This window comes from Streptomyces sp. NPDC001220, from assembly GCF_053597895.1.
Window position 1 is genome coordinate 1 of record NZ_JBSFJE010000033.1, and the last position, 26,872, is coordinate 26,872.

17 protein-coding genes, 1 tRNA gene, 1 pseudogene and 1 riboswitch are annotated in these 26,872 nt (G+C 72.9%); of the genes and pseudogenes, 10 read left to right on the top strand and 9 right to left on the bottom strand.

Annotated features, from left to right (window positions below; translation table 11 throughout):
- A pseudogene (locus tag ACWDGI_RS42525) lies at positions 1 to 267 on the bottom strand (GTP cyclohydrolase); the annotation flags it as partial.
- 161 nt (positions 268 to 428) lie between these two features.
- Entirely contained in the window at positions 429 to 956 is a 528-nt protein-coding gene (locus tag ACWDGI_RS42530; protein ID WP_450768416.1) for a MarR family winged helix-turn-helix transcriptional regulator, read from the bottom strand.
- A gap of 69 nt (positions 957 to 1,025) precedes the next feature.
- Here ACWDGI_RS42530 and ACWDGI_RS42535 point away from each other — a divergent pair, with 69 nt between their 5' ends.
- The 5 genes from ACWDGI_RS42535 to ACWDGI_RS42555 all read left to right on the top strand — a co-directional run bounded on the left by ACWDGI_RS42535 (position 1,026) and on the right by ACWDGI_RS42555 (position 6,189).
- Complete coding sequence (locus tag ACWDGI_RS42535; protein ID WP_450768417.1) at positions 1,026 to 2,156, top strand: dihydrofolate reductase family protein; 1,131 nt, start codon at positions 1,026 to 1,028, stop codon at positions 2,154 to 2,156.
- A gap of 57 nt (positions 2,157 to 2,213) precedes the next feature.
- Positions 2,214 to 2,287: transfer RNA gene (locus ACWDGI_RS42540), tRNA-Met, on the top strand.
- Between the two features lie 192 nt (positions 2,288 to 2,479).
- Complete coding sequence (locus ACWDGI_RS42545) at positions 2,480 to 3,589, top strand: PP2C family protein-serine/threonine phosphatase (protein ID WP_450768418.1); 1,110 nt, start codon at positions 2,480 to 2,482, stop codon at positions 3,587 to 3,589.
- A gap of 268 nt (positions 3,590 to 3,857) precedes the next feature.
- Positions 3,858 to 4,015: riboswitch (cyclic di-AMP (ydaO/yuaA leader) on the top strand.
- Between the two features lie 9 nt (positions 4,016 to 4,024).
- The gene (locus ACWDGI_RS42550) at positions 4,025 to 5,062 is read left to right on the top strand and encodes a M23 family metallopeptidase (protein ID WP_450768419.1); all 1,038 of its coding nucleotides are present in this window, start codon (positions 4,025 to 4,027) and stop codon (positions 5,060 to 5,062) included.
- A 155-nt stretch (positions 5,063 to 5,217) separates the two neighbouring features.
- Positions 5,218 to 6,189 (top strand): aldo/keto reductase, encoded by a 972-nt coding sequence (locus ACWDGI_RS42555; RefSeq protein ID WP_450768420.1) that lies wholly within the window; start codon positions 5,218 to 5,220, stop codon positions 6,187 to 6,189.
- Between the two features lie 4 nt (positions 6,190 to 6,193).
- On the opposite strand, the gene ACWDGI_RS42560 is transcribed toward ACWDGI_RS42555, so the two are convergent.
- The 4 genes from ACWDGI_RS42560 to ACWDGI_RS42575 all read right to left on the bottom strand — a co-directional run bounded on the left by ACWDGI_RS42560 (position 6,194) and on the right by ACWDGI_RS42575 (position 11,291).
- Positions 6,194 to 7,519: a PrsW family intramembrane metalloprotease gene (locus ACWDGI_RS42560; RefSeq protein WP_450768421.1), complete on the bottom strand. Its 1,326-nt coding sequence runs from the start codon at positions 7,517 to 7,519 to the stop codon at positions 6,194 to 6,196.
- A 10-nt stretch (positions 7,520 to 7,529) separates the two neighbouring features.
- Complete coding sequence (gene trmB / locus ACWDGI_RS42565) at positions 7,530 to 8,411, bottom strand: tRNA (guanosine(46)-N7)-methyltransferase TrmB (RefSeq protein WP_450768422.1); 882 nt, start codon at positions 8,409 to 8,411, stop codon at positions 7,530 to 7,532.
- 54 nt (positions 8,412 to 8,465) lie between these two features.
- Positions 8,466 to 9,686, bottom strand: a complete 1,221-nt coding sequence (gene lhgO / locus ACWDGI_RS42570; RefSeq protein ID WP_450768423.1) for an L-2-hydroxyglutarate oxidase — start codon at positions 9,684 to 9,686, stop codon at positions 8,466 to 8,468.
- Positions 9,687 to 9,866: 180 nt separating this feature from the next.
- Positions 9,867 to 11,291 (bottom strand): MFS transporter, encoded by a 1,425-nt coding sequence (locus tag ACWDGI_RS42575; protein WP_450768424.1) that lies wholly within the window; start codon positions 11,289 to 11,291, stop codon positions 9,867 to 9,869.
- 748 nt (positions 11,292 to 12,039) lie between these two features.
- On the opposite strand from ACWDGI_RS42575, the gene ACWDGI_RS42580 reads away from it, so the two are divergent.
- Positions 12,040 to 14,118, top strand: coding sequence for an asparagine synthase-related protein (locus tag ACWDGI_RS42580; RefSeq protein ID WP_450768425.1), 2,079 nt, complete (start codon positions 12,040 to 12,042; stop codon positions 14,116 to 14,118).
- 408 nt (positions 14,119 to 14,526) lie between these two features.
- A complete protein-coding gene (locus tag ACWDGI_RS42585) occupies positions 14,527 to 17,820 on the top strand; it encodes a BTAD domain-containing putative transcriptional regulator (protein ID WP_450768426.1) in 3,294 nt (1,097 codons plus the stop codon).
- Here the strand turns inward: ACWDGI_RS42585 and ACWDGI_RS42590 are convergent.
- Together ACWDGI_RS42590 and ACWDGI_RS42595 are read right to left on the bottom strand one after the other, a co-directional pair.
- Positions 17,807 to 19,687, bottom strand: a complete 1,881-nt coding sequence (locus ACWDGI_RS42590; RefSeq protein ID WP_450768427.1) for a sigma-70 family RNA polymerase sigma factor — start codon at positions 19,685 to 19,687, stop codon at positions 17,807 to 17,809. The two genes, ACWDGI_RS42585 and ACWDGI_RS42590, sit on opposite strands and share 14 nt — an antisense overlap.
- Positions 19,688 to 20,031: 344 nt before the next feature.
- The gene (locus tag ACWDGI_RS42595) at positions 20,032 to 20,805 is read right to left on the bottom strand and encodes a TetR/AcrR family transcriptional regulator (RefSeq protein WP_450768428.1); all 774 of its coding nucleotides are present in this window, start codon (positions 20,803 to 20,805) and stop codon (positions 20,032 to 20,034) included.
- Between the two features lie 394 nt (positions 20,806 to 21,199).
- Between ACWDGI_RS42595 and ACWDGI_RS42600 the strand changes: the two genes are divergently transcribed.
- Together ACWDGI_RS42600 and ACWDGI_RS42605 are read left to right on the top strand one after the other, a co-directional pair.
- Positions 21,200 to 22,579: an NAD(P)/FAD-dependent oxidoreductase gene (locus ACWDGI_RS42600; RefSeq protein WP_450768429.1), complete on the top strand. Its 1,380-nt coding sequence runs from the start codon at positions 21,200 to 21,202 to the stop codon at positions 22,577 to 22,579.
- A gap of 181 nt (positions 22,580 to 22,760) precedes the next feature.
- Positions 22,761 to 24,407, top strand: coding sequence for an ATP-binding SpoIIE family protein phosphatase (locus ACWDGI_RS42605; RefSeq protein WP_450768430.1), 1,647 nt, complete (start codon positions 22,761 to 22,763; stop codon positions 24,405 to 24,407).
- A 104-nt stretch (positions 24,408 to 24,511) separates the two neighbouring features.
- Here the strand turns inward: ACWDGI_RS42605 and ACWDGI_RS42610 are convergent, their stop codons facing one another.
- Complete coding sequence (locus ACWDGI_RS42610; RefSeq protein WP_450768431.1) at positions 24,512 to 25,795, bottom strand: MFS transporter; 1,284 nt, start codon at positions 25,793 to 25,795, stop codon at positions 24,512 to 24,514.
- Between the two features lie 128 nt (positions 25,796 to 25,923).
- Between ACWDGI_RS42610 and ACWDGI_RS42615 the strand changes: the two genes are divergently transcribed.
- Complete coding sequence (locus ACWDGI_RS42615; RefSeq protein ID WP_450768432.1) at positions 25,924 to 26,472, top strand: MarR family winged helix-turn-helix transcriptional regulator; 549 nt, start codon at positions 25,924 to 25,926, stop codon at positions 26,470 to 26,472.
- Positions 26,473 to 26,872: the final 400 nt, after the last annotated feature.

Consider the following 26,872-nt stretch of genomic DNA (forward strand, 5'->3'; position numbering starts at 1 on the left):
CTCCGCGATGCGCTCGACGGCCTCGCGCAGCTGGGGTCCGCAGTCGCAGCGGGCCGAGCCGAAGACGTCGCCGGTCAGGCACTCGGAGTGCAGCCTGACCAGCGGGAGCGTGCCGGGCGCGGGGTCGCCGAGCACGACGGCCACATGTTCCTGGCCGTCGGTGAGGCCATGGAACGTGACGAGTTCGGCGTCGACGCTGTAGCCGTCGGTGAAGCGCAGCGGTACCCGGACGCGGGCGCGCTGGGTGGCGGCGGGGAAGTCGGGCATCGGGTTCTCCTGTGTCCGGGTGCAGGACGGTAGCGACCTCTGCTTCAGATTTGAAGCAGATCCACCGCTGGAACCCTATCCATGTTTTAAATTTGAAGCAACAGGGTTTCGCGGGAATATCCACGAGGCCCCACCGCGAGACCTCCCGGCCGGCCGAGGCCTTACGAGGAGCCGGAACAGGGCGACGACCGCCGCCGCCAGGGAACCTCGTCGGAGGTCGGCCGCGGGGTCGTCGCGTCGCCCTCCAGCGCCCGTGCGATCACCGAGCTGATCTCCTCCAGCTGGGTCACCTGCTCGGCGGAGAGTCGGTCGAAGACCGCCGCCCGCACGGTCTCCACATGCCCCGGCGCCGTGCGCTCCAGCACCGCCATGCCCTCGTCCGTCAGGATGGCGAAGCTGCTCCGCTTGTCCCACTGGCAGTCCTCGCGCCGGAGCAGCCCGTCCTTCTCCAGCCGCGTCACGGCGTACGTCAGCCGGCTCCGGGTGATCTTCGCCTTCTGGGCGAGGTCGGTCATGCGCAGCTTGCGCTCCGGCTCCTCGGAGAGGTTGGCGAGGATGCCGTAGTAAAGGTGCGGCATGCCGGCGTCCTGCTGGAGCTGCCGGTCGATCGCATCCTCCAGGAGGTTCGTCGCCGCCATGTAGGCGCGCCAGGCGCTCTGCTCCTTCGGCGTCAGCCAGCGAGTCGTCATGCCGCCAGTGTAGGTTTGTTTCAAAGTTTAACCAAGCCTGCCCGTCGCCCTCGGGAGTGAGCACGTCCGATGCCGTACCCCTACGTCCTGCTGTCCGCCGCCGTCTCCCTCGACGGCTATCTCGACGACACCGGCCCCGACCGCCTGCTGCTCTCGTCCCCGGCCGACTTCGACCGCGTCGACGAGGTGCGGGCCTCCGTCGACGCGATCCTGGTCGGAGCCGGCACCATCCGCGCGGACAACCCGCGGCTGCTGGTCAACGACCCCGGGCGGCGCGCGGCCCGGACCGCGGCGGGCAGGCCCGAGTACCCCCTCAAGGTCACGGTCACCGCGACCGGCGACCTCGACCCGGACGCGAAGTTCTGGCACACCGGCGGCGCGAAGGTCGTGTACACGACGGACATGGGCGCGGCGCGGATCCGCGGCCTCGGTATCGCCGCGGACGTCGTCTCCCTCGGCGCCGACCTCGACTGGCCCGCGCTGCTGAGGGACCTGCACGAGGCCCGGTCGGTCGGGCGCCTGATGGTCGAGGGCGGCGGCACCGTCCACACCCAGCTCCTCCAGCAGGGCCTGGCCGACGAACTCCAGCTGGTCCTGGCCCCGCTCCTCGTCGGCGACCCGAAGGCACCGCGGCTGTTCGGCCCGGGCGGGTACCAGGAGGGGCGGCTGCGGCTCCTGGAGAGCCGTCGTATCGAGGACGTCGTCCTGATGCGGTACGAGCCCACCGCCCCCGGCGCGGGCGGGTCGGCGGCCGCCGCGGACCGGCACTGGCTGCGGCTCGCCTGCGAGCTGGCGGCCGACTGTCCGCCCTCCCGGACCGCCTTCAGCGTCGGCGCGGTGGTGGTCGCGGCCGACGGCGCGGAACTGGCCCGCGGCCACTCCCGGGAGGCCGGTGACCCGGTCGTCCACGCGGAGGAGGCGGCTCTGGCCAAGATCTCCCCGGCCGACCCCCGGCTGGCCACGGCCACGGTCTACACCAGCCTCGAACCCTGCACCCACCGCGCGTCCCGGCCGCATCCCTGCGCCGAGCTGATCCTCCGGGCCGGGGTACGGCGGGTGGTGACGGCGTGGCGCGAGCCGGACACCTTCGTCGAGGCGGCCGACGGGACGGGGATGCTGCGGGAGGCGGGGGTGGCGGTGCTGGTGCTGGGCGCGTACGAGGAACTGGCGAAGACCCCGAACGCGCACCTCCTGAGCTGACCTCTCCGTAACCGGTGTGACTCGAGCTCTTCCGATGGCGTATGCTGGTTTCACCGACGCGGGGTGGAGCAGCTCGGTAGCTCGCTGGGCTCATAACCCAGAGGTCGCAGGTTCAAATCCTGTCCCCGCTACTGAAGGCCAGGGCCGGAATCCAAGAACAAGGATTCCGGCCCTGAGTCGTATACCGGCACGTGCTCCTCCGCGTATCCCTCCGCGTGTCCCTCATCACACCCGCCCGTACTCATCCGCCCGGTCCACGCCACTCGATCCCGCCCGCTCGCAGCCGCATATCTGGACGGACATATATTGGACATCCGGAACATATGGGGAGTCGTGTCGTGGGCTCTGGACAGGCGCAGGGGGACGGGTCCGCTGCCGTCCGCACCCTGGCCCGCTTCCTGCCCGCCCTGCTGATCGCGGTCGGCGTCTGCTACGACCTCCTCACCCCGCGGGCCTTCACACCGGTCCCCTTCTTCACAGCCGCCCCGCTGATCGCCGCGCCCCTCTCCTCCCTCCGCGCCACCGTCCTGACCGGTCTCGCGTCCTTCCTCGCCGCCTATGCCGTGCACGCCCGCTACACCTTGAGCCCCGACGCCGACATGGCCACCGAAGTCCTCACCGTGATCACCGTCGCCGCCCTCGCCGCCGGCATCAACCGGGTGGTCCGCCGCGGCGACCAGCGCCTCGCCTCCGCCCGCGAGATCGCGGAGGCCGCCCAGCGGGCGGTGCTGCCCGAGCCCGCCGAGCGGATCGGCGGCTTCGAGATCGCCGCCCGCTACGAGGCGGCCCAGGAGGGCGCCTTCATCGGCGGTGACCTCTACGCCGTCCAGGACACCCCGTACGGCGTGCGGCTGGTCGTCGGCGACGTCCGCGGCAAGGGCATGGGCGCGGTCGCCGCCGTGGCCGTGGTGATCGGCGCGTTCCGGGAGGCCGCCGAGCAGGAGGCCACGCTGGAGGCGGTGGCGGGACGGCTGGAGCAGGCGCTGGCCCGCGAGGGTGTCCGGCGCGGCGGCATCGACGCGTTCGAGGGGTTCACCACCGCCGTGCTCGCCGAACTCCCGCACGGTGACGGCACGGTCCGGATCGTCAACCGCGGCCATCCGCCGCCCCTGCTGCTGTACGGCGACGGCAGGGTGAGCCCGGTATGCGCGCCCGAGGCCGCGCTGCCGCTGGGCATGGCCGGGTTGGGGGCCTGGCCGGACCGGGCCGCCGAGTACGCGTTCCCGAGCGGGGCCACGCTGCTGCTGCACACCGACGGCCTCTCCGAGGCGCGGGACGCGCAGGGCCGGTTCTACGACCCCGAGCGGCGGCTGACCGGCCGGGTCGTCACCGCACCCGGCCCGCTGCTGGCCCGGCTCGCGGCCGAGGCGCGCCGGCATACCGGCGGCGGCATGACGGACGACATGGCACTGCTCGCGGTACGCCGGCCCTGAGTGCGGTGACCGGTCCGTACGGGGGATCGTCACCCTCGGTGCACGGGCGACCGCCCTCCGCGTAACGGCTGAGTCACCATCAAAACGTGTGTGACTCCTGAGCCGAACAGAACGCATGGTCAACTCGACCGTTTTCGGCCGTTCATGGCAGGTAAGTCCATGCTTGGAAAGCTTAATGATCAAGGCGAACAGCTTGGAATCTGACAGCTGGGTCTATTAACGTTCGATAACGCAGCGCGGTCGTCCCAGCCGTCACCCGCGACGGCTCCGTGCGCACGCGCCGAATCCCGCAAGGGAACCGGGGAACCACCACCTTGGGGTGAATCGCACGGCTGCCGCCGCCAGAGATCGGCCGGTATACGCGCGTAGGAGACCTTCCTGCTCCGAACCCGTCAGCTAACCCGGTAGGCGGCGGAAGGAAAGGAGTGCGCCCGCGTGGCGTCCAACCGGCCTGCCCCGACAGCCCCGTTCGTGCCCAGCCAGCGTCAACCCGAGACCTACGGCTATGGCGGCTACCGCACCGACGAGGGCCCCTGGGAGGAGTGGAACCCCACCGAGGAGTCCCTCGCCCCGGTACGCGGCCGGCACCGGGTCGCCAAGCAGCGCGGCGGCGGCCTCGCCCGCAGCTCCACGGTCCTCGGCGTCGGCGTCATCGCCGCCGTCGGCGCGGGCGGCATGGCCAGCGCCAACACCGGCAAGCCGCCGGTCTCCATCTCGCTGCCCGACCTGCCGTCCTCCGTCGACTCCCTGCTCGGCGAGGGCAGTGGCCACCACGCCACCCAGACCGCCCTCAGCAGCGTCACCACGACGACCGCCACCGACGCGGACGACTCCTCCTCCGACGCCGGTGAGGCGCTGCGCAGCCGGATCATCGCCCAGGCCGAGCAGCAGCAGACCCAGCTCGACGTCAAGGCCACCGCCAAGGCCGTGGCCGCCGCCGACAAGGCGGTCTCCGACGCGGAGGCCAAGGCGGAGAAGGCCGCGGCCGCCAAGGCCGCCGACGCCAAGGAGCAGGCGCGGGCCGCCGAGAAGGCGCAGGCCGAGCAGAAGCGGCTCGCCGCGCTGGCCAAGCAGTACACGCTGCCGGTCGTCTCCTACACGATCACCGGCACCTTCGGGCAGGCCGGCTCCATGTGGGCCTCCGGCTACCACACCGGCCTCGACTTCGCCGCCCCCACCGGCACGCTGATCAAGGCCGTGCACAGCGGCACCGTCACGGAGGCCGGCTGGGCCGGGTCGTACGGCTACCGCACGATCATCACCCTGGACGACGGCACCGAGCTGTGGTTCTGCCACCAGTCCTCGATCGGCGTCAAGGTCGGCCAGAAGGTCGCCACCGGCGATGTCATCGGCCGCGTCGGCGCCACCGGCAACGTCACCGGCCCGCACCTCCACCTGGAGGTCCACCCCGGCGGTCAGGCCACCGGCATCGACCCGATGACCTGGCTGCGCGGCAAGGGCCTCAACCCCTGACGGACCCCAGGGATCCCCGGCGGCCCTGACGACAACCCCCCGACGTCAGGGCTGCCGGTCTGGTGTGCCCGGAGGCCGGCCGGGGCCTTCCGCTTTTACGAGAACTTCGCGTTGTGGCGGCATCGGTCCGCAGGCGGGCGATGTTGAACTGAGGCATGACCCCTTCTTCCGTTTCTCCCGCTTCCCATTCCCTCCGCAAGCTCGGCGCCTCCGACCTGGAGGTCTTCCCGCTCTGCCTCGGCGGCAACGTCTTCGGCTGGACCGCCGACGAGGCCACCTCCTTCGCCGTCCTCGACGCGTACACGGCGGCGGGCGGCAACTTCGTGGACACCGCCGACTCGTACTCGGCCTGGATCGAGGGCCACAAGGGCGGCGAGTCCGAGACCGTCATCGGCGAGTGGGTCAAGGCGCGCGGCAACCGCGACGACGTGGTGATCGCGACGAAGGTCAGCCAGCACCCCGATTACCCGGGTCTGTCGGGCGCCAACATCAAGGCCGCCGCCGACGCGTCCCTGCGCCGCCTGGGCACCGACCACATCGACCTGTACTACACGCACTTCGACAAGCCCGAGATCCCGGTCGAGGAGATCATCGGCGCGCTGGACGAACTGGTGCGGGCGGGCAAGGTCCGGCACATCGCCGCGTCCAACATCACCGCCGAGCGGCTCCAGGAGTCCCTGGACTTCTCCGACCGCGAGGGCCTCGCCCGGTACGTCGCCCTCCAGCCCCACTACAACCTGGTCTCCCGCGACACCTACGAGGGGCCCCTCCAGGAGCTGGCCTCCCGCACCGGTCTCGCGGCGGTCCCGTACTTCTCCCTGGCCTCCGGCTTCCTCACCGGCAAGTACCGCCCCGGCACGACGGTCGACAGCCCCCGCGCGGGCAGCGCCGCCCCGTACCTGGAGACCGAGCGGGGCCAGAAGGTGCTCACCGCCCTCGACGAGATCGCCGAGGCCCACTCCGCCCCGGTCCCCACGGTCGCCCTGGCCTGGCTGGCGGCCCAGCCCACCGTCACCGCCCCGATCGCCTCGGCCCGCACGGTGGCACAGCTCCCGGCGCTGCTGGGAGTCGCGGACCTGGAGCTGACGGAGCAGGAACTGACACGGCTGACGGCGGCTTCCGCCTGACGCACTAACTCCGGTACGGGTTGAAGGCCGGGTACGGCACCGGCGTGCCGTACCAGCCCGGTCCCGCACAGGCCGCCGACGGGTACCCCGGCCAGCCGTTCGGTGCGGCCGTGCGGGCCGCGTACTCCAGGGCGGGGCGGACCAGCTCGCGCCGGCTCCACAGCTCCGTCAGCAGCTCCCGCTCCCGCACCACGAAGTCGGCGCCCGCCCGCCCCTGCCGCCCCCGGCGGCGCAACAGGGCGAGCGTCGTCGCGTACGCCTCGTACTCGGCGACCGCTCGCCCCGCCGGCTTGCCGAAGTGGTAGGCGGCGTACTCCCGGGCCATCTGCCGCGCCCGCATCGAGCCGAGCACGAACGGCTCGGCCGTCCCCAGCCACCCGGCGTACACATACGCCGGCAGCTCCTCCCGCACGGTCCGCAGCTCCCGCTGCCGGGTCCAGACCGCCAGCCAGGTCAGCAGCCCGAACGCCGGCACCATGAAGATGCCGTACACGGCGAAGAACCCGTACCGCCCGAACGTCGACGAGCCGTTCCAGAACGCGTGCACGCTCATCGCGAGCAGCAGCCCGGCGACCGGCACGAGCACCCGCCGCATCCGCTGCCGTTCCCCGGAGAACGCGGCGATGCCGAACCCGATGCCGGTGAGGACGGTGAACAGGGGGTGCGCGAAGGGGGACATGACGATGCGCACGAAGAACGTCGCGGCGGTGACGGAGGCGATGCCGGTGCCGCCGGTCAGCCGGTCGGTCCCGAAGGCCGTACCCAGGTAGAGGATGTTCTCGGTGAAGGCGAAGCCGGTGGCGGTGATCCCGGCTATCACCACCCCGTCGACGATCCCGGTGAAGTCCCGTCTGCGGAACAGGAAGACCAGGAGCACGGCCGCGCCCTTGGCGCACTCCTCGACGATCGGCGCTATCACGGTCGCCCCGAGCGTGTCCGCGCTGCTCGGGTCCGCGGTCGCCGTCGCTATCCAGCGGGTCGCGAAGCTGTTGGCGACGATCGCTATCAGCGCGGCCGCACACGCCCCCCAGGCGAACGCGAACAGCAGGTTCCGCCAGGGCCCGGGCTGGACCCGGTCGAGCCAGCGGAACGCGGCCATCAGCAGCGGCACGGGCAGCACCGCGAGCCCGAGCCCGACCAGGAACCCCTCCGTGCCCGTCTGCTCCCGCACCAGCGCGAGGATGACCAGGCCGGAGAGGGCGAGCAGTGTGCTCAGCGCCCCGTACCGCACCCAGCGCCGCTGCCACCAGCGGGGATGCCGCAGCCCGGCACCGGTGGGGTCCGGGGGGTGCGACGGATACGGCGGGTACGGCGGCGGGAAGGTGGCCACGGCATCGACCCTAACGAGGTGACTCCGGTCGGTGCTGATCGCCCTGCTGCACCGGATGCTGTACGCGACGGAAGAGCAGATCGTTCACCACGTGTCCCTTGTCCAGCCCCTGCCCCTCGAAACGGGTCAGCGGCCGGTACGGGGGACGCGCCGCGAAACCGCCCTCGGCCCGGGTGTTCTCGAACGCCGGGTGCTCGTCGAGCACTTCGAGCATCTGCTCGGCGTACGGCTCCCAGTCCGTCGCGCAGTGCACGATCGCCCCCGGCCTGAGCCGGGTCGCGGCGAGGTCGAGGAACTCGGGCTGGATCAGCCGCCGCTTGTGGTGCCGCTTCTTGGGCCACGGGTCCGGGAAGTACACCCGCAGCCCGGCCAGCGAGTCCGGCGTGAGCATCTCCCGGAGCAGGATGATCGCGTCCCCGTTGCCGACCCGGATGTGGGACAGCCCGTTCTGGTCGGCGAGGTTGAGCAGGTTCCCCTGTCCCGGCGTGTGCACGTCGACGGCGAGGATGTTGGTGTCCGGGTCCTCGGCGGCCATCTGCGCGGTCGCCTCACCCATCCCGAACCCGATCTCCAGGACGACGGGATTGGCGTTGCCGAACAGCGCACCGAGATCGATGACCTGCTGCCCGTCGATGTCCAGGCCCCACTTGGGCCACAGCCGCTGGAGGGCGTCCGCCTGCCCGGCGGTCACCCGGCTCCGCCGTGGCTGGAAGCTGCGGATCCGCCGCTCGAAGTGCGATCCGGCCGGATCGGCGCTGGGTCCGTCCGGGAACCGCGGCTCCCCCTTGGTCCGGGTGTGCCGGACGGACACACCGGGAGCGTGCGGGGAGCCCGTGCCGGGGACGGTCTCGGCGGGCCGGGGGGTCTCTGGGGCATTGAGCGAGTCAGACACAGTGGAGTCGATTTTACGGCCCGCGCGGAACGGGACGGCCGGGGCCGGCCCGGGTCATACCGAGCGCAGCATCTCCAGTGCCCGGCGTGCCACCTCCCGCCCGATCGGCAGCGAGGCCGTCGCCGCCGGCGAGGGCGCGTTCAGCACATGCACGGTCCGTGCGCCCTCCTTGATCAGGAAGTCGTCGACCAGCGAGCCGTCGCGCAGCACGGCCTGCGCCCGCACCCCGGCCGCCGCCGGCACCAGGTCCGCATCGGTCACGGCCGGCAGCAGCCGCCGTACGGCCGTCGTGAACGCCCGCTTCGACACCGACCGCCGCAGCTCCCCGCCCCCGTACCGCCAGTGCCGCCGGGCCAGCGCCCACGTACCCGGCCAGGCCAGCGTCCCCGCGACCTCCCGGGGCCGTACGACACCCCATCCGTACCCCTCCCGGGCCAGCGCCGGCACCGCGTTGGGCCCGATGTGCACGCCTCCGTCGACGCCCCGGGTCAGATGCACCCCGAGGAACGGGAACGCCGGATCCGGCACCGGGTACACCAGCCCCCGCACCAGCTCCCGCCGCGCCAGCTCGTAGTACTCCCCGCGGAACGGCACGATCCGCATGCCCGGCTCGTCCCCGGCCAGCCGGGCGATCTCGTCGCAGTACAGCCCGGCGCAGTTCACCAGCACGCGCCCGCGTACGACGTCTCCGCGCGAGGTGAGGACGGCCACGCCCCGCTCCGGCCGCCGGTCGATCCGCTCCACCCGGCCCCCGTACCGGATCTCCGCCCCCGAGGCCTCGCCGAGCTGCCGGGCGACCCCGACGAAGTCGCACACACCGGTCGTCCCGACGTGTATGGCGGCCAGCCCCCGCACCTCGGGCTCGTACTCCGCGATCTGGGCCGCCCCCAGCTCCCGCACCGGTATCCCGTTCTCCCGGCCGCGCTGCACGAGCGCGTGCAGCCGGGGCAGCTCCGCCCGCTCGGTGGCGACGATCAGCTTGCCGGTGACGGCGTGCGCGATGCCGTACTCCGCGCAGAACTTGACCATCTCGGCGGCACCCTTGACGGCGTACCGTGCCTTCAGCGAGCCGGGCCGGTAGTAGATCCCGCTGTGGATGACCCCGCTGTTCCGGCCGGTCTGATGCCGTGCGGCCCCGGCTTCCTTCTCCAGCACGGTGACCCGGGTACCGGGCGCGGCCCGGCTGATCGCAAACGCCGTGGACAGCCCGACGATCCCACCCCCGACGACGAGCACGTCACAGTCATAAGCAACCCCGGCAGACACCTGCACCACCTCCCACGCTCGATAGTGCACTGCGCCACTGACAGCCACTTCAAACGCGGGGGAGTGCGGCTTGCTTTTCGGGGGCGCGGGGCTGTATTCGATTTGCGGCTACCGCCGCGTGGGCGCGAACAGCCCCCACGCACCCGCACTCGCCACACGACACGAGCCCGGCAGACACTAAGGCGCCCCTCACGCCGGCGCCATCAGCAGCGGACGCGCCCGCTCCCGCAGCTCCACCACCCTCGGCTCGTCCCCGTACGGCTCCAGCCGGTGCAGCAGATCCTTCACGTACTCGGTCGTCCGCGCCGACGAGATCCGCCCGGCCACCTCCACGGCCCGCACCCCCTGCTCGCACGCCGCGTCGAGGTTCCCGGACTCCAGTTCGGCGACAGCGGAGACGACCAGCCGCAACCCGTGCGACCGGACGAACTCCTCCGTCGGCTTCGACAGCGCCTGCTCCGTGAACCGCCGCACCTGGCGTGGCGCCTTCAGGTCCCGGTAGCACTCGGCGGCGTCGGCGGCGAACCGGTCGTATCCGTAGAAGCCGAGCCAGGAGGGATCGCTGTCCCCCTCCCGCGCCCGCTCCAGCCACCCCTCCGCGGCCTTCAGCGCGGCCCCCGCGGCCTGCGCGTCACCGGCACGCGCGTGTGCCCGTGCCTCGACCAGCCGGAAGAAGCTCATGGTCCGCGCGGTGGCCAGGCCTCGGTTGCGTTCGACGGCCGCCTGCGCGAGGTCGACGCCCTCGTCGCCGAACCCGCGGTACGTCGCCTGCAACGACATCGACGCCAGGACATACCCGCCGAGCGGCACGTCGGCCGCCGCGCGGGCGAGCCGCAGCGCCTGGATGTAGTACCGCTGCGCGGCCTCCTGCTGCCCCGTGTCGAAGGCCATCCACCCGGCGAGCCGCGTCAGTTCGGCGCTCGCGCCGAACAGCGCCCGCCCGACCTCGTCGGAGTACGCGCCGAGCAGCAGCGGTGCCGCCTCCACTCGTAAGCATTCCGGCACCATCGACGAACGCCAGTCGCCGCCCCCGTACTTGGAGTCCCAGCGCCTGGCGTCCTCGGCCGCCTCCCGCAGCTTCTGCACGTCGCTGTGGCCGACTTTGAGCGGTGCGCCGGAGGCCTCGGCGGTGTTCGCCTCGCGCGCGACCGAACTGTCGGCGGGGGTTATCAGCCAGCGCGAGGCGGGCGTTGCGTACGCGCTTACTGCGAACGAACCGGCCAGCGACTGCCAGATGCCGCCGGAGCCGGCCCGGCGGCCGGCCAGGTCGAGCCGGTACAGCTCGGTGGCCGAGCGCACCGCCTGTCCGACGTCCCTGGGGAAGGCGAGGCCCACTTCGGGCGCGGGATCCGCGTCCGCCAGGCCGATCTCGTGGAGCGGCACCGGGCGGCCGAGCTTCTGGCCGATCGCGGCTGCGATGAGATGCGGCGCGGCGCCCTGCGGCACCATGCCCTTCGACACCCAGCGCGCCACCGACGTCTTGTCGTAGCGAAGAGTCAACCCGCGTTGAGCGCCAAGATCGTTGACGCGTCGCGCGAGTCCTGCGTTGCTGATTCCCGCGAGGGCGAGAACGGTGCCGAGTTTTTCGTTCGGCCCGCGTTGCTCCCTGGACATGCGCCACCCCTCGACACAGACGGCTGCCGCGATGGCATAACCACGCGGCATTCGTAAACCCAGCGTAGTTCGCCGCATCCCAAGCGTTAAGGGGCATTGTTCCGGATGGCGGGATTGTGGTCCGTACGCGAGTGCGGCCCATATACGCACCGTGCACGGCCTGTCGCGTCGTGCCCCCGCCGTGTGGCCGTGCGCCCGTCCGTGCGCTCTTCTCCGGCCATCGGGGGAGCGGTTCCATGGTCGGTGCGTGGGTCGGCCCGCTGTACTGGATCCAGTGGGCTGGGGGACACCGCCACCTCAATCCCCGCGGGTGGCGGACCGGTCCGGGAGGCGATGCCCGCCTCCCGGACTGTGCGCGTTCGAGTACGCGCGCGTGTGGTGCGCAAAGCATGTACGGAGCGTGCGCACCGCCGCGCCGACCTCGCCGAATTGGCCGAAAATCGACCCCTCCTTTTGCGGGCGATCAACGCTCCTACCACGGGAATTGAGGGCGCGAAGGGCGTTCGGGGGGAGCGTACAGGGGGCGCATTCGCGTCGCAGTCGCCTTGTCCCTTAAGGCGGTTCGCCTCTTCCGCGACTCCGCCATGGCTCTTCCGCGGCACGCGCGCGTGGCCGGTCCTGCGGCAACTCCGTGAAATCTTCCGGGGATCAAAGGCGGCCCCACCGGCCCTCCGGAGCGCGTCCTTCATGGCAGCATGGGGATCCAGTTCGTACCGTGCATGGTTGTCCACAGCCTGTGGAGGCGTCGATGCGGTGGTTGGTGGGATGGAGCAGCACCGCCTCCGGTGCCGCCACGCTCGGCTCCGCCGGCGCCCTGGGATACGACGGCGAGACCGTCCACCCCGTCGGCTCCCAGCTGCTGTGGGGCGACCCGGACCCGCTCTGGGCGGTCGGCGACTGGCGCCCCGACGAGGTGCGCGTCATCAACGCCGACGCCCAGAACCGCATCGCCGTCCTCGGCACCTGCGGCGCCACCGACGAGGAGCTGCGCCTCGGCCTGTTCACGGCGCGCGGGGGCGCACTCCGTCATCTGACCGCCTGGCCCGGCAGCTACACCGCCGTCGTCCAGGTCGGCCGCCGGGTCACCGTGTGCGGCGACCTCGCGGGCGGCCGCCCGGTCTTCCACACCCCCTGGGCAGGCGGTACGGCCTACGCCACGGCCGCGCTGCCGCTCGCCGACCTGATCGAGGCCAACCTCGACTATGGCCACCTCGCCGCACTCCTGGCCGCCCCCGACGTACCGGCGGCGGTGCACGACTCGACCCCGTACGAGGGCGTACGGCGCATTCCGCCGGGGCATGCGCTGATCCTGCGCACCGGGGCGCGCGAGGTCGCCGGGTACGAGCAGGTCGCCTCGCTCGCGGTCGCCGCCCCCTCCGCCGATCCCGACCGTGCGGTGGACGCCGTACGGGACGCGCTCGTAGAAGCCGTACGCGCGCGGCTGTCGGCCCCCCGGCACGTCCCGGACATCGACCCCGGTCCGGTGCCCGGGATGGGCCCCGCCGCGCGGCGTGCGGCGCGCGGGATGCCGGTGCCGGGCATCGGCGCCGACCTGTCCGGCGGCCCGGCCTCCGGCACCCTCGCCCTGCTGGCCGCCGGGCTGCCCGGCATGCCCGGCACGGTCCTGGGCCACGGCACGGGCGCCGGCGAGCGCCTCCTCGCGGTCACCTTCAACGACCTCGCCGTCGGCGGCCGGGAGGCGGAACTCGAACGCGCGGGAACCCTGGCGGCCAACCCGCGGCTGCACCACGTGGTGGTCACCGGCGGCGAGGACATGCTCCCCTACGCCGACCTGGAGGGCCCCCTGACCGACGAACCGGGCCCGTCCCTCGTCCACGCCGCCAGACACCGCGCTCGCCTCGCCGCCGGCAGCGCCGACCACTTCACCGGCTACGGCGCCCGCCAGGTGCTGGACGCGCACCCCGCGCGCCTCGCCGACCTGCTGATGGACCGCAAGCGCCGGCACCTGGTCCGCCCGGTCGCCGCGCTCGCCAAGGCCGACGGCTCGGTGATGGTCTCCGCGCGCGTGTACAGCGCGGCGCGCCGGCTCGCGCGTACGCCGTACCGCGCCGGCGTCGAGTCCCTCGCCGAGCGCCTGCTGCGGCGCCGCTTCGACGAACCCGGGGGCGCGGTGGGCGCGTCCCTCGCGGCGCTCAGCTGGGCGAGACCCGGCCCGGCGGCCCGCTGGCTGACAGGGGAGGCGCTGGCTGAAGTATCGGTTCTGCTCCAGGGGGCGGCGAACCGCTCCGGCGTCGGACCCGGGCAGCGCCCCGGCGACTACCGCGCGCGTGCCGTCCTCGCCCGCCACGCGGCCGACATCCGCATCCTGGAGCAGGCCGCCGAGATCCGTTCCCAGCGCCTGCACGCCCCCTTCCTCGACAACCAGGTGGTCCGCGCCTGCCGCGACCTCCCCGAGGCGCTGCGCGTGCGGCCGGGGGCTCGCGCCGCCATCCTCCGCACGGTGCTGGAGGGCGCCGGTGTCGCCGATCTCCCGCCGGGCTGGGGCGCCACCTCGCACGCCTCCTCCGCGGCGGCCACCCGTACGGGGCTGCGCGTGGCGGCCGACGATCTGATCGCCCTCTTCTCGACGCCGCTGCTCGCGCAGGCGGGCCTGGTGGAGGCCCGGGTGGTCCGCAAGGCGCTCCGCGGGGCGGCGGCGGGCGAACCCCTGCCGCTGGACGGCCTGGCCGACCTGGTCTCCCTGGAACTGTGGCTCCGCCGCCTGCTGTCCCGCCGGGGCACGTGCTGGACGGGAACGCCGGCACGCGCCCGTGCGGTCCCTGCGGGGATCCGGCCGATGAGGGGGGCGTTGGCGTCGGGGGCGTGACGATGTCGGGTGGGCCGCTTCACCTGGGGGCTGCCGCCCCCAGACCCCTGCATCGGGGGAGGCACGTCGGGCTTCGGCTGCGGGTCGGTGGGGGCTGATCGCGCAGTTCCCCGCGCCCCTTACGGGGCTACCCCGCTGCGGGCAGTCGTGCCGCAGGGCGGCACGGGTGGGCGCGGCGGCACCCTGCGAGCGCCGGTAAGTGAACCCCCCCGCCCCTAGCCCCCACCCCGGGCAACCCTTCAGGCCACCCGGCCCCCCGGGGCACCCCTCAGGCCACCCGGCCCCGACCCCGGGGAACCCCTCAGGCAACGGCTCCAGCTCCCACCACGGGCCCCAGCCGACGGCTGCCGGTGCCCGGCCCCCGAAACCCCCGTGCCCGATCCCCGCGAACCCGGCGACAATGACCCGGTGCGGTACCGGATTCTGGGTGTGGCCCAGGCGACTGACGACCAGGGCACCGCCATACCCATCGGCGGCCCCCGCCTCCGCGCGCTGCTCACCGTCCTCGCCCTGCACCCCCACCGCACCCTCACCCCGGACACCCTCATCCAGGAGGTCTGGGCGGCGGACGACGACCCGCCGCAGGACGCCCCGGCCGCCCTCCAGGCCCTCGTCGGCCGGCTCCGCCGTGCCCTCGGCAAGGACACCGTCGCCTCCACTCCCGGCGGCTACCGCCTGGCCGCCGCCGAGGACGACATCGACCTGCACGTCTTCGAACGCCAGGTACGCGAAGGCACGGCCGCCCTCGCCGCCGCCGACCCGGCGACCGCACACCGCGTCCTCACCGAGGCCCTCGCCCTGTGGCGCGGCCCCGCCCTCGCCGACCTCCCCGACCGTGCGACGGCCGCCGCCCGCCCCGAGGCGCTCCGGCTCCAGGCCACCCGCACCCGCGCCGACGCCGCCCTCCGCCTCGGCCGTGCCTCCGACGCCGTTCCGGAGCTGACCGCGCTGACCACGGCGCACCCGTACGACGAACCGCTGCACGCCCTCCTCATCCGCGCCCTGCGCGACTCCGGGCGCGCGGCGGACGCCCTCGCCGCGTTCGAGACCGCCCGCCGCACCCTCGCCGAAGGCCTCGGCACCGGCCCCGGGCCGGAACTCCAGGCCCTGCACGCGTCGTTGCTGAGACAGGAGCCGGCCCCGCCCGGCGCACCCCCGCCCCGCACCGGCAACCTGCGTCCACGGCTTACCTCTTTCGTGGGCCGGGAACCCGAACTCGACGCGGTTCGTTCCGAATTGCACAGGGCCCGCCTCGTCACCCTCACCGGACCGGGCGGCTCCGGAAAGACCCGTCTCGCCGAGGAGGCCGCCGCCGGGCTCCCGCAGGCATGGCTCGTCGAGCTCGCCCCGCTCGACCGGCCCGAGGCGGTGCCAGGCGCGGTGGTCAGCGCGCTCGGTCTGCGCGAGACCGTGCTCATGACCAACGAGCTGGCGACCCCGCAGGCCGACCCCACGGCCCTGCTCGTCGAGTACTGCGCGCGCCGCAGCCAACTCCTGATCCTTGACAACTGCGAACATGTCATCGAAGCGGCGGCCGCCCTCGCCGAGACCCTGCTCAACCACTGCCCGGGGCTCACGATCCTCGCCACCAGCCGTGAACCCCTCGGCGTCCCCGGTGAGTCGGTTCGCCCGGTCGAGCCCCTCGCCCCCGAACAGGCGCACCGGCTCTTCGAGGAGCGCGCCGCCACCGTCCGCCCCGGCGCCCGTGGTGCAGCGGCCGAGCGGACCGCGGTCGACGAGATCTGCCGCCGTCTGGACGGACTGCCCCTCGCCATCGAGCTCGCGGCGGCCCGGCTGCGGCTGCTGACACCCCGGCAGATCGCCGACCGGCTCGACGACCGCTTCCGTCTGCTCACCTCCGGCAGCCGCACCCTCCTGCCCCGCCAGCAGACCCTGCGTGCGGTCGTCGACTGGTCCTGGGACCTGCTCGACGAGGGGGAGCGCGCGGTCCTGCGCGAGGTGTCCGTCTTCGCCGGCGGCTGGGACCTCACGGCGGCCGAGGCCGTGTGCACCGGCCCCGTCGCCGACCTCGTCGGCGCGCTCGTCGACAAGTCCCTGATCGTCGCCGCCCCGGACGGCCCGGACGGCACCGGCGGTATGCGCTACCGCATGCTGGAGACCATCCACGAGTACGCCGTCGAGCGTGCCGCGGAGGTCCCGGGGCTGCGCGCGGCGGCCGAGCGGCGGCACGGCGCCTGGGTGCGGGCGCTGGTGGAGGAGGCGGGGCCGAAGCTGCGGTCCGGCGAGCAGCTTCCGTGGATCCGCCGCCTGGAGACCGACCTCGACAACATCCGCGCCGCCCTGGACCGCGCGGTGTGCGCGGGCGACGAGGCGCTGGCCGGCCGGATCGTCCTCGCCGCCGGCTGGTTCTGGTGGCTGCGGAACTACCGCCTGGAGGCCGTGGCCTGGATGGGCGCGGTACTGCGCCTGGGCGTCGCCCTGGACGCCCTGCCGGACGGCGCGGGCCCGGAGGAACTGCGCGCGCTGGCCGACACGGCGGACCCGGTGGGCGCGCTGCTCGCCGATCCGGGCGCCGGCGCCGGGCACCCGCTGTACGAGCTGCGCATGGACCTGCGGCTGTTCGACCTGCTCCTGGCCTCCGAGTCCCCGTCGGCCGGCGGCCTGGTGACGGACGAGCGGTCGCCGAAGTACATCGCGCTGGTCCGGGCCGCCTTCGAGGCGGGTGGTCCCCGGGCCGCCCGGCTGCCGGGCCTCATCTGGCCGCTGACCGCCTGGTTCCTGGGCAGCTCGGCGGACGTCGGCCCCGACATGGACGCCGTCGTCGCCAACTGCCGGGTGTACGGCGGCGACTGGGAGATCGGCGTCACCCTGATGTACCGCACCCACGTCATGGTCGACTCGCCCGGCAACCTGCGGGGCGTCGACGAGGACCTGGCGGAGCTGCGGGTCCTCAGCCGGCGGGTCGGGGACCGCTGGATGCGGGCGCAGGTGTGCAGCGCGGCCGGCGAGGCGGCCATGGCGCGCGGCCGGTACCCGGAGGCGGAGACCGAGTACGAGGAGGCGCTGCGGCTGGCCCACGAGGTCGGCGCGTACGCCGAGACGCCGTTCCTGATCGCGCGGCTCGCCGAGATCGCCTACCGCTCCGGCGACCGGGCGGCCGCCCGGACCGCCCTGGACCGGGCGAGCGAGGCATCCGACCGGTACGGGGTGGCGGAGTCGCAGGCGTTCGTGGCGCTGCTGCGGGCGCACATGGCCCAGCACGAGGGGGACCTGGCCCAGGCGCGCGCGTTCTGCGAGGCCGCCCGCGCGGCGACCCGGGGCGGCACCCCGCCGCCGCAGTTCATGGCGGGGTTCCGCGCGGTCGAGGCCCTGATCACGGCGATGGAGCAGGGCCCGCGGCAGGGGCTGCCGATCCTGGCCGGGGGGCTGCGCGAGGCGGTGGAGGCCCGGTGCGCCGAGGTGATCACGGCGGCGCTGGCGGACGTGGGCGCCGATCTGCTGGCCCGGCTCGGCGATCTGGCGGGAGCGGTACGGCTGTTCGCCGCTGCCGACCACTGGCGGGCCGGCAGTGTCCGCCCCGAGCCGGAGCGCACCCGCGCCGCGGAGATCGACGCGGCCGCGCGCGCGACGCTGACCCCGGAGCGCTACGCGGCCGAGCGCTCCCGCGGTGCGTCCCTCACCGAGGAGGACGTGCTGCGCGAACTGGGCGGGGCGCCCGCGGGCACCGCTACCGGCAGGTGAACGTCGAATCGGCCCAGTCGGCGAGCGCCACCGAGTCGAGGCCGGTCCCCGGTTCGACCACCAGCCGCACGGTCCGGTGCCCGGCCAGGTTCACATGGACGGGTACGGCGGTCTGGCCGCCCTCTATCGTCCCGGACCGCCACAACCGCTCCCCGTCCGCGTAGACGGAGAAGGCGACCTTGCCGAGGCCGAGCGTCATGTCGTCGACGCCGGCCATCGCGTCGTAGGCGGTGCACTCGCCGTTGAGGTCGATGGTCACGGAGGACCAGCCGTGCACGGTGACGCCGTTCGCATACCGCTCGCCGGCGACCGTCACCCCGTACCGCTGCCACACCCAGCTGCTCTCGCCGAGCCGCATCTCGGGCCGGGTGCCGTCACCGGTGACGTCGTAGCGCAGCTCGCTCCACCGGTAGACGACCGGGGCGGGCGGCGGAGTGGGGGTCGGGGTGGGGGTGGGCGTCGGCTTCGGGGTCGGCGTCGGCGTGGGGGTCGGCTTCGGCTCGGGGCTCGGAGTGGGCTTCGGGGGCGGGGTCGGGCTCGGGGTGGGCGTCGGGGACGGCTCGGGGGCGAGGACGACCGGTACGGGGTGTGGCGCCCGCTTCGGCGGCGTGGGGGCCGGCGTAGGCGTCCCGGGCTCGACGACCGGCGCGGAGGGGGCCGGGCGGGCCACCTCCTTGGCCGGGTGGCTGTCGTTCACCAGGGCGAGGGCCAGCGCGGCGGCGGCCGCCGCGACCACCCCGGCCGCGATGCCGGCCTTCACCGGAGCCCCCAGCCCCTCCGAGGCCGCGGCACCACCGGTACCGCCGGACGAACCGCCCGCCGCGGCGGCCGCGCCCGCGGCTCCCACTCCGGCACCGCCCGCGATGATCCCGAGCGCCTTGGCGTACCCGGCGGCCCCGAACCAGCCGATGACCGCGACCGGTACGACGGCCGGGATACCGGCGGCGACCTCCTCGATCTGGGCGGCGGCCAGCCGGCACTTGGCACACTCCTCCAGATGCTTGCGCAACCCCCGCTCCGCGCGGATGCGCAGCTTGCGGCGGGCGTAGCCGCCGAGCTGGTCGGCGTAGCGGGCGCACTCCTCGTCGTCGATGAGGGAGGCGCTCACATGGGCCTGGAGGTAGGCCTGCTTCAGCCCCTCACGGGCCCGGCTGGCAAGGACGCGGGTGCCGTTGGCGTCCAGCCCGAACAGGATGGCCACCTCGCTCGGCGACTCGTCCTCGACCTCGGTGTGCCACAGCACGGCCTGCCAGCGCTCCGGCAGCGAACGGAAGGCCTGCATCGCCATCGACTGCTCGGCCTCGTGCATCGCCCGCACATCGGCGCCGATGTCCAGCCCCGCTCCGAAGGAGCCGACGGAGGCGGTGTCGTCGGTGGCCTCGGAGCCGCGCGCGGACTGCGCCGCGAACAGCGCGAAGTCGTCGACCAGTTGCTCACGCCGGGCGGACTTGATCCACTGCGCGGCGACCCGCCGTACGGAGGTGAGCAGATAGGCGCGCACCGCGTACTCGGGCCCGGCCCCGCCGCGCACCGCCTGCAGCATCCGGGCGAAGACCTCGGCGGTCAGGTCGTCCGCGGTGTGCCCGTCCCGGCAGCAGGTCCGCGCGTACCGCCGTACGGCGTCCGCGTGCCGCCTGTACAGCTCCTCGTAGGCCGAGTCGTCGCCGGCCCGCATCCGCTCGATCAACTGGGTGTCGGCGGGCGGCTGTTCCCGGGGCGGTGGCAGCACACTGCCGCTCCGCTGTGCCGGAACGTTCCCTTCCGGCGGTTCGCCGACGGGCGGTACACCGGCCCGCCCGCCCTGACTGGGCACCTGCGGCGAGGTCAGTTCCTCACCGGCGGACTCGTCCCGCCCGTCAACGCTCATCGTGGAACGCCCCCGATGCCTGCCCAACCCGACCGAATCACCGGGTCAGACTGCCACACTGGCTTTTGTTCAGCCCCCGGAGTGACAGACGTACCACTCGTCCGAGCGCACTTGTCAGCGCGGTGCACTGCCGATCACCCCTGAGGGGAAACGTCAACGATGCGCGGGGGACCGAGAGATGCCCAGAACACTGCGGCGCCCCGCACACCGCAGCGCCCCGTAAGGGGCGCGGGGGACTGTGCGACCAGCCTCAGTCCACCCGCACCCGCCCGCGGTCATGGCGCGGCACACGTCGTTGCGGTCGCCGGCACGAAGGCCACCTGCTCGGCCGACCCGGTGCACCGTCAGGGCCGGGACCGCAGCCCCTCCAGCAGGATGTCCAGCAGCCGCGACGAAGCCGCCGCCTGCTGCGCCGGATCCGGCAGCGAGGGCGCCGCCGTGGCGATCACCAGGAGCACGTCCGACACCGAGACGTCCGCCCTCAACTCACCCGCCGCGCGGGCCCGTTCCACCAGCCTCCCGACGACTTCGAGCAGCGCGGCCGCTCCCGCGTCGTCGACGGCGCCGGCCACCGGCTCCCGCTCCTCCGGCACCAGCCGCAACTCACCCGCGACCGGCTGCGTCCGCTGCTGCGGCACCCGGACCTCCTCGGCCCGGGCGCCGGAACCGCCGACCTCCTCCGGCACCCCGACGCGCAGCACCTGCGGCGGCAGCAACCGCCCCGCCCCCGACGCCACCGACGTCCGCAGGAAGCGCGACAGCGCCGACCACGGTTCGTCCTCCTGCCCGAGCGCGGCCCGCGCCTGGTCGGTCAGCCGGGAGGTCTCCTCCTCGGCTATCCGCCGGACCAGCACGTCCTTGCTGGGGAAGCGCCGGTACACCGTGCCGACCCCGACCCGCGCCCGCCGCGCCACGTCCTCCATCGGCGCGCCGTAACCCAGTTCGCCGAAGACCTCGCGTGCCGCACGCAGCACGTGCTCCAGATTGCGCTGTGCGTCCACCCGCAGCGGCGTCGTGCGCGGCCCGTCGCCGCGTCCGTTGCCCGTCGCCGCGCTCACCGTTGCGCCGCCCGTCGCGAGGACGGAAGCCGATGACCAATGCGTGTCCTGAATATGCATCTGTGTTCCCCCGGTTAATGACGTCTCCCCCCGGAGACTCTCCCCGCACTGTGAAGGCCGGAGCGAGTGGAACTGTCGCCGATCCATCGACCGTCGACCGGGCGGACCCGCCCGTCGTGGACCGTACGGCCACATCCCCTACACCCCGTCGACACACGAACATAGTTGAGAGGCTGTCAATTCAGAAGGGGGGCGTTCCGCACAGAGCGCCCCCCGATCGGAGTACGGGTCGCTTACATCCCGATTCGTTGCCTTCGCGCCCCCTCGTCCGCCCCCGCTGACCTGGCCCCTTTCGTCCGGTCCCGGCCGTGCGTCCGGCACCCGACACAGCGGCCCGCCGGTCACACAAATTGCCGGGGCTGTGGACAAACAACAGTCACGGGTGCGTCATGGGATGGTGAAGGAACGTGCGCGCATTCTCGTTGTCGGCGGCGGCTACGTCGGGATGTACACGGCCCTGCGGCTCCAGCGGAAGCTGAAGGCGGAGCTCAGGCGGGACGAGGTCGACATCACTGTCGTCACCCCCGATCCCTACATGACGTACCAGCCGTTCCTTCCCGAAGCGGCCGCGGGTTCGATTTCCCCTCGTCATGTCGTCGTACCGCTGCGGAGCGTTCTGGACCGGTGCCATGTCGTCATCGGCGAGGTGACGTCCATCGAGCACGCCAAGAGCACCGCCGAAGTCACCACCCTCGCCACGGCCGAGGAACGAAAAGGCGCCACATTCCTCGCATACGACGAACTGGTCCTCGCGCCCGGCTCGATCGCCCGCACGCTGCCCATCCCCGGTCTCGCCGAGCACGGCATCGGCTTCAAGACCGTCGAGGAGGCCATCGGCCTGCGCAACCACGTCATCGAGCAGATGGACATCGCCTCCTCCACCCGCGACCCCGCGATCCGCGACGCGGCCCTCACCTTCGTCTTCGTCGGCGGCGGCTACGCCGGCGTCGAGGCCCTCGGCGAACTGGAGGACATGGCCCGCTACGCCACGCGGTACTACCACAACGTCCAGCCCGAGGACATGAAGTGGATCCTCGTCGAGGCCACCGACCGGATCCTCCCCGAGGTCGGCCACGAGATGGGCCGCTACACCGTCACCGAGCTGCGCCGCCGCAACATCCAGGTGCTGCTGAACACCCGCCTGGAATCCTGCGCCGACCGCATCGCCGTCCTCAGCGACGGCCAGCGCTTCCCGGCCCGGACGCTCGTGTGGACGGCCGGCGTCAAGCCGCACCCCGTGCTCGCCGCCACCGACCTTCCGCTCACCCCGCGCGGGCGGCTGAAATGCACCGCCGAGCTGGCGATCGACGGCGTCGACCACGCGTGGGCCGCGGGCGACGCCGCCGCCGTTCCCGATGTCACCGCCGCCGAACCCGGCACCGAGACCGCCCCCAACGCGCAGCACGCGGTCCGCCAGGCCAAGGTTCTCGGCGACAACATCGTGCACACCCTGCGCGGCGAGCCCCTCGACACCTACGCCCACGCCTACGTCGGCTCCGTCGCCTCCCTGGGACTGCACAAGGGCGTCGCCCAGGTCTACGGGCGCAAGCTGAAGGGCTACCCTGCCTGGTTCATGCACCGCGTCTACCACTTGAGCAGGGTGCCCACCTTCAACCGCAAGGCCCGCGTGCTCGCCGAATGGACCCTCGCCGGACTCTTCAAACGGGAGATCGTCTCGCTCGGATCACTCGAACATCCCCGAGCGGAGTTCGAACTCGCGGCCGGTGGAAAGCCTCCTCACAGTCCCTCCGACGACTCGAACGGGTCGTCCTGACGGAACTCAGGAACTCCACGGCCCGCCCCGGCGTCTGACGGATGTCGCCGCCGACGGCCACCCTGCCAGACTGCCCCCCGACCGAGCACAAGGCTTCTCCCCAGAACTGCACCGGGGGACCACCCCCGGCCCCCGGCCGCTCCTGTAGCAGGCCGGAGACGACGACACGAGGCAAGGATTCGTGAACTTCACGCGCTGGAGCGCCCGGCTCCCCGGAACGCAGCGCCGCGCCGCAGCGCGGACCGAGCACGCGGTCTCCCCGGACCGACGGGGCGAAGGCTCCGTGCCCGCTGCCCGCGTCGAACAACTGACCGACGACCCGCCCTGTGTGCCCGCCGTCGACGAACTGCCCGCCCGCGACGTCCTGGACCGCGTCCCGGCCCTGGTCGCCCTCGTCCACGGCCCCGACCACCACATCGGGTACGTCAACGACGCCTATACGACGGCCTTCGGCGTACGGCCCCCGGGCGCCCCCGCCCGCGAGGCCCTGCCCGAACTCGCCGAACTCGGTCTGCTCCCCCTCCTCGACCAGGTCCTGCGCAGCGGCAAGCCCCGCACGCTGAAGTCCCGCAAGGCGCTCGACGGCCGCACCTACACGTTCACCTGCACACCCGTCGCGGAGAACGACGACCACGAGGGCGGCGTCCTGCTCTTCGCCACCGACGTCACCGACCACGCGGAGGCGGCCGAGCGACTGCGCGCCAGCGAGCGCCGCCAGCGCGAGACGGCCGTGACCCTCCAGCGCAGCCTCCTCCCGCAGGAACTCGAACAGCCGGACGACCTGCGCATCGCCGCGACCTACCAGCCCGGCGGCACCGAGGCCGCGGTCGGCGGCGACTGGTACGACGTCATCACCCTCGGCGGCGGCCGCACCGCCCTCGTCATCGGCGACGTGATGGGCCGGGGCGTCCGCGCGGCGGCCGTCATGGGCCAGCTCCGCACGGCCGTCCGCGCCTACGCCCGCCTGGACCTGCCCCCGCACGAGGTCCTCCAGCTCCTCGACGGCCTCGCCACCGAGATCGACGCCAACCAGATCGCCACCTGCGCGTACGCCATCCACGACCCGAACGAGGGCCGGCTGGTGTACGCCTCGGCCGGCCACCTGCCGATCCTGGTCCGCGACGAGAACGGCACCGTGCTCCGCACCGACGAGCCGACCGGGCCGCCGCTCGGCACGGGCGGCTGGATCCACACGTCGGGCTCGGTACCGCTGGGCCCCGGCTCCACCGCCGTCCTCTACACGGACGGCCTGGTGGAACGCCGTAACGAGGACCTGGACGAGGGCATCGCCGCGCTCGAACGCGCGCTGGCGGGAGCCACCGGCACCCCGCAGGTCATCTGCGACCGCCTGGTCCGCTCGGCCGGCGTCACGGCCGACCACGACGACGACGTCGCCGTCCTGGTCCTCCAGCACCCGGCCCGTACCGGCCCCGACGGCGAGCTGTTCCGCAACGCGGCGCTGGAACTCCTCGGCGGCGTCGAAGCGGCGCCACGCGCGCGTGCCTTCGCCTCCGGCGTGCTGACCAGCTGGCGCTTCCCGGTCGAACTCCATGACCTGGGCGTCCTCGCCACGAGCGAGCTGGTCGCCAACTCCCTCCAGCACGGCACCCCGCCCATGCGGCTGCGGCTCCGCCGCACCGACCGCCGCCTGATCATCGAGGTGACGGACGGCGACGACCACCTGCCGCGCCGCAGACGTGCGGAACCGGGGGACGAGTCGGGCCGGGGTATCGCGATCGTGGCGACGATCGCCTCCGGGTGGGGGTCGAGAAGGACACCGGGCGGCGGGAAAGCGGTGTGGTGCGAGTTCGTACTGCCGAAGGGGTAGGGGGAGGGCCGGGTTTCGGCTGCAGGTGGGTGTTGCTCGCCCAGGTCGCCGCGCCCCTGAAGGGGCGCCCTGCCGGCGCCCGTGAGTGCCCCGCCCGGCCACCGCTACGCGGAAACGGACTCCGCCGCGGCTCCGCCCCTCGCCACGACCACGCTCTTCGACGCGAGCCACGGCTGGTCCTGGGCCGGCGACAGCCGCTTGCCTAGCCGTATCGCCAGCACGCTGATCCCCAGCGAGAACAGCAGGAACGTCACGATGTACGGGGCGGGCAGCGACGCTGCCAGCGGCCCGCCCACCGCCGGACCGACCGCCAGCGCGAGCTGCTTCACCAGGGCGAACGCCGAGTTGTACTGCCCGGCCAGCCCCGTCGGCGCAAGGTCGGCCACCAGCGGAGCGACCGTCGGCGACAGCATCGCCTCACCCAGCCCGAACAGTGCGTACGTCGACACGAACGCGGCCGTCGCCATCTCCTGGCTGCCGTGCCCCAGCCCCGCGTACCCCGCCGCGACCCAGGCCACGGCCCAGATCAGCCCGACTCCGGCGATCACCCGGGACCGCCGCCGGCGCTCGACGAACTTGAGCACGGCGAACTGCGCGACCACGATCATCAGCGTGTTCGCGGCCAGCGCGGTCCCCAGCGCGGACGTGGATATCCCCGCCGCCTCGACGCCGTACGCGCTCAGCCCGGACTCGAACTGTCCGTAGCACGCGAAGAACAGCACGAAGCCCAGCACGCTCAGCTGCACCATCGCCCGGTTCCCGAGCAACTGCTTCCAGCCGGCCTTCGCGGCCGAGGCGGGAGCGTCCGCGATCCGTGGTGCGTGCGGCGTCCGTACCGTCGACATCACCACGGCCAGCAGCAGGAACATCGCCGCCTCGATGGCGAAGAGGAGCGTGAAGGAGGAGACCCGGGTCGTGTCGACCAGGTGGCCGCCGATGAGGCCACCGACACCGAGCCCCAGGTTCTGCAGGAAGAACTGCGTCGCGAACGCCCGCGACCGGGTCTCCGCCGAGGAGCAGTCCACGATCATCGTGGCCAGCGCCGGCTGCATCACGGCCTGCCCGGCGCCGAGCAGCGCGGCCGCGGCCAGTACGGTCGCCGCCTGTCCCGCCAGGCCGAGGCTCAGCGCACCTGTCGCGGCCAGGACCAGGGCGGTGAGAAGGACCGGCAGTGGGCCGCGCCGCACGATCGCCCGGCCGGCGAACGGCAGCACGATCAGCGCGGCCACGGCGAAGACGGCGAGCACGAACCCCGCTGTCATGGCACCGAGCCCCCGCACCTGCGCCACATAGACGTACAGGTAGGGGACGGTGAAGCCGAGCCCGAACGCGCTGAGTGCGTTCCCCACGTGGATCCGGCGCATCGCTGCGCCCATCGCCCTGGTCACGTTCACCTCTCTCAGGTCGTTAAGTCAGCGGACTGCTGAAGTCTGAAGACTTAGAAGCTAAAGTTTCGACCTAAAGACTACATGCCGAAGGACTTCAACGCCAAGCTTGTTCGTGCGATACTTCGGGCATGGCCGACACCACCGGCGCCGGCGAGCCGACACTCGACGAACAGATCGCCGCCTACCAGCGTGAGTTCCAGGACCTCGACCCCCAGGTCGAGAAGGTCGTCTCGGCGCTGTCCCGGCTCAACCGCCGGATGAACGTCGCCTACGGCCGCCAGACCGCCGCCCTCGGCATCAGCAGCGCCGAGTGGGAGGTCCTCAAGGCCCTCGTCCTCTCCGGCGCCCCTTACCGGCTGGGCCCCAGCGAGCTGGCCAAGCGACTCGGTCTCACCCCGGCCGCGATGACCCACCGCATCGACCGGATGGTCGCCGAGGGTCTGGTCACCCGGGAGCGGGACGAGTCCAACCGCGTCCGGGTGATCGTCGAGCTGACCTCCGAGGGCCGCGAGAAGTGGCTGGAGGCCATGCGCCTCGCCTCGGTCTTCGAGGAGGAGCTGCTCCAGGACCTCTCTCCGGCCGAGCGCGGTGTGCTCGGCGAGGTCCTCACCAGGCTGCTGCGCCGCGTGGAGCACGCCCAGCCCGACGCCGGCGGCCGCCTCACCGACCTGGACTGACCCAGGTCACGGGCTGCCGGAAAAAAATCTTGACAGGGGGTACTTGACACCCCCCTGGCCGATCCGTAAAGTTCTTCGGGTTGCCACGGAGCCGTAACGGTTCTGCGACAGCACCTCCGCCGCATGAGCGGCACCCAAACCATCAGTACGATCTCCCGACCGGGTTGATTTCGGCGTGCCCGAATTCAATTCGATTTCGGATCTCTGTGCTGTCCGGTCGAGCCACTAAGGCCCGATTGGGCATCGCGGAGCGGATCCGCTAAGGTTTGAGACGTCGGAACGGCCCAACAGCCGCGAAGACAACACCCGCTGACTGGGAATCAGACGCCGAAAGGATCTGATAGAGTCGGAACCGCCGGAAAGGGAAACGCGAGAGCGAGAACCTGGAAAGCACCGAGGA

What these genes read in the sequence shown, in the direction of transcription:
- ACWDGI_RS42580 (WP_450768425.1), top strand. Translation starts at nt 12,040, where the DNA reads ATGCGGTGGTTGGTGGGATGGAGCAGCACCGCCTCCGGTGCCGCCACG.
- ACWDGI_RS42575 (WP_450768424.1), bottom strand. Translation starts at nt 11,291, where the DNA reads ATGTCCAGGGAGCAACGCGGGCCGAACGAAAAACTCGGCACCGTTCTC.
- ACWDGI_RS42615 (WP_450768432.1), top strand. Translation starts at nt 25,924, where the DNA reads ATGGCCGACACCACCGGCGCCGGCGAGCCGACACTCGACGAACAGATC.
- ACWDGI_RS42530 (WP_450768416.1), bottom strand. Translation starts at nt 956, where the DNA reads ATGACGACTCGCTGGCTGACGCCGAAGGAGCAGAGCGCCTGGCGCGCC.
- ACWDGI_RS42555 (WP_450768420.1), top strand. Translation starts at nt 5,218, where the DNA reads ATGACCCCTTCTTCCGTTTCTCCCGCTTCCCATTCCCTCCGCAAGCTC.
- ACWDGI_RS42545 (WP_450768418.1), top strand. Translation starts at nt 2,480, where the DNA reads ATGGGGAGTCGTGTCGTGGGCTCTGGACAGGCGCAGGGGGACGGGTCC.
- ACWDGI_RS42590 (WP_450768427.1), bottom strand. Translation starts at nt 19,687, where the DNA reads ATGAGCGTTGACGGGCGGGACGAGTCCGCCGGTGAGGAACTGACCTCG.
- ACWDGI_RS42595 (WP_450768428.1), bottom strand. Translation starts at nt 20,805, where the DNA reads ATGCATATTCAGGACACGCATTGGTCATCGGCTTCCGTCCTCGCGACG.
- ACWDGI_RS42535 (WP_450768417.1), top strand. Translation starts at nt 1,026, where the DNA reads ATGCCGTACCCCTACGTCCTGCTGTCCGCCGCCGTCTCCCTCGACGGC.
- ACWDGI_RS42600 (WP_450768429.1), top strand. Translation starts at nt 21,200, where the DNA reads ATGGTGAAGGAACGTGCGCGCATTCTCGTTGTCGGCGGCGGCTACGTC.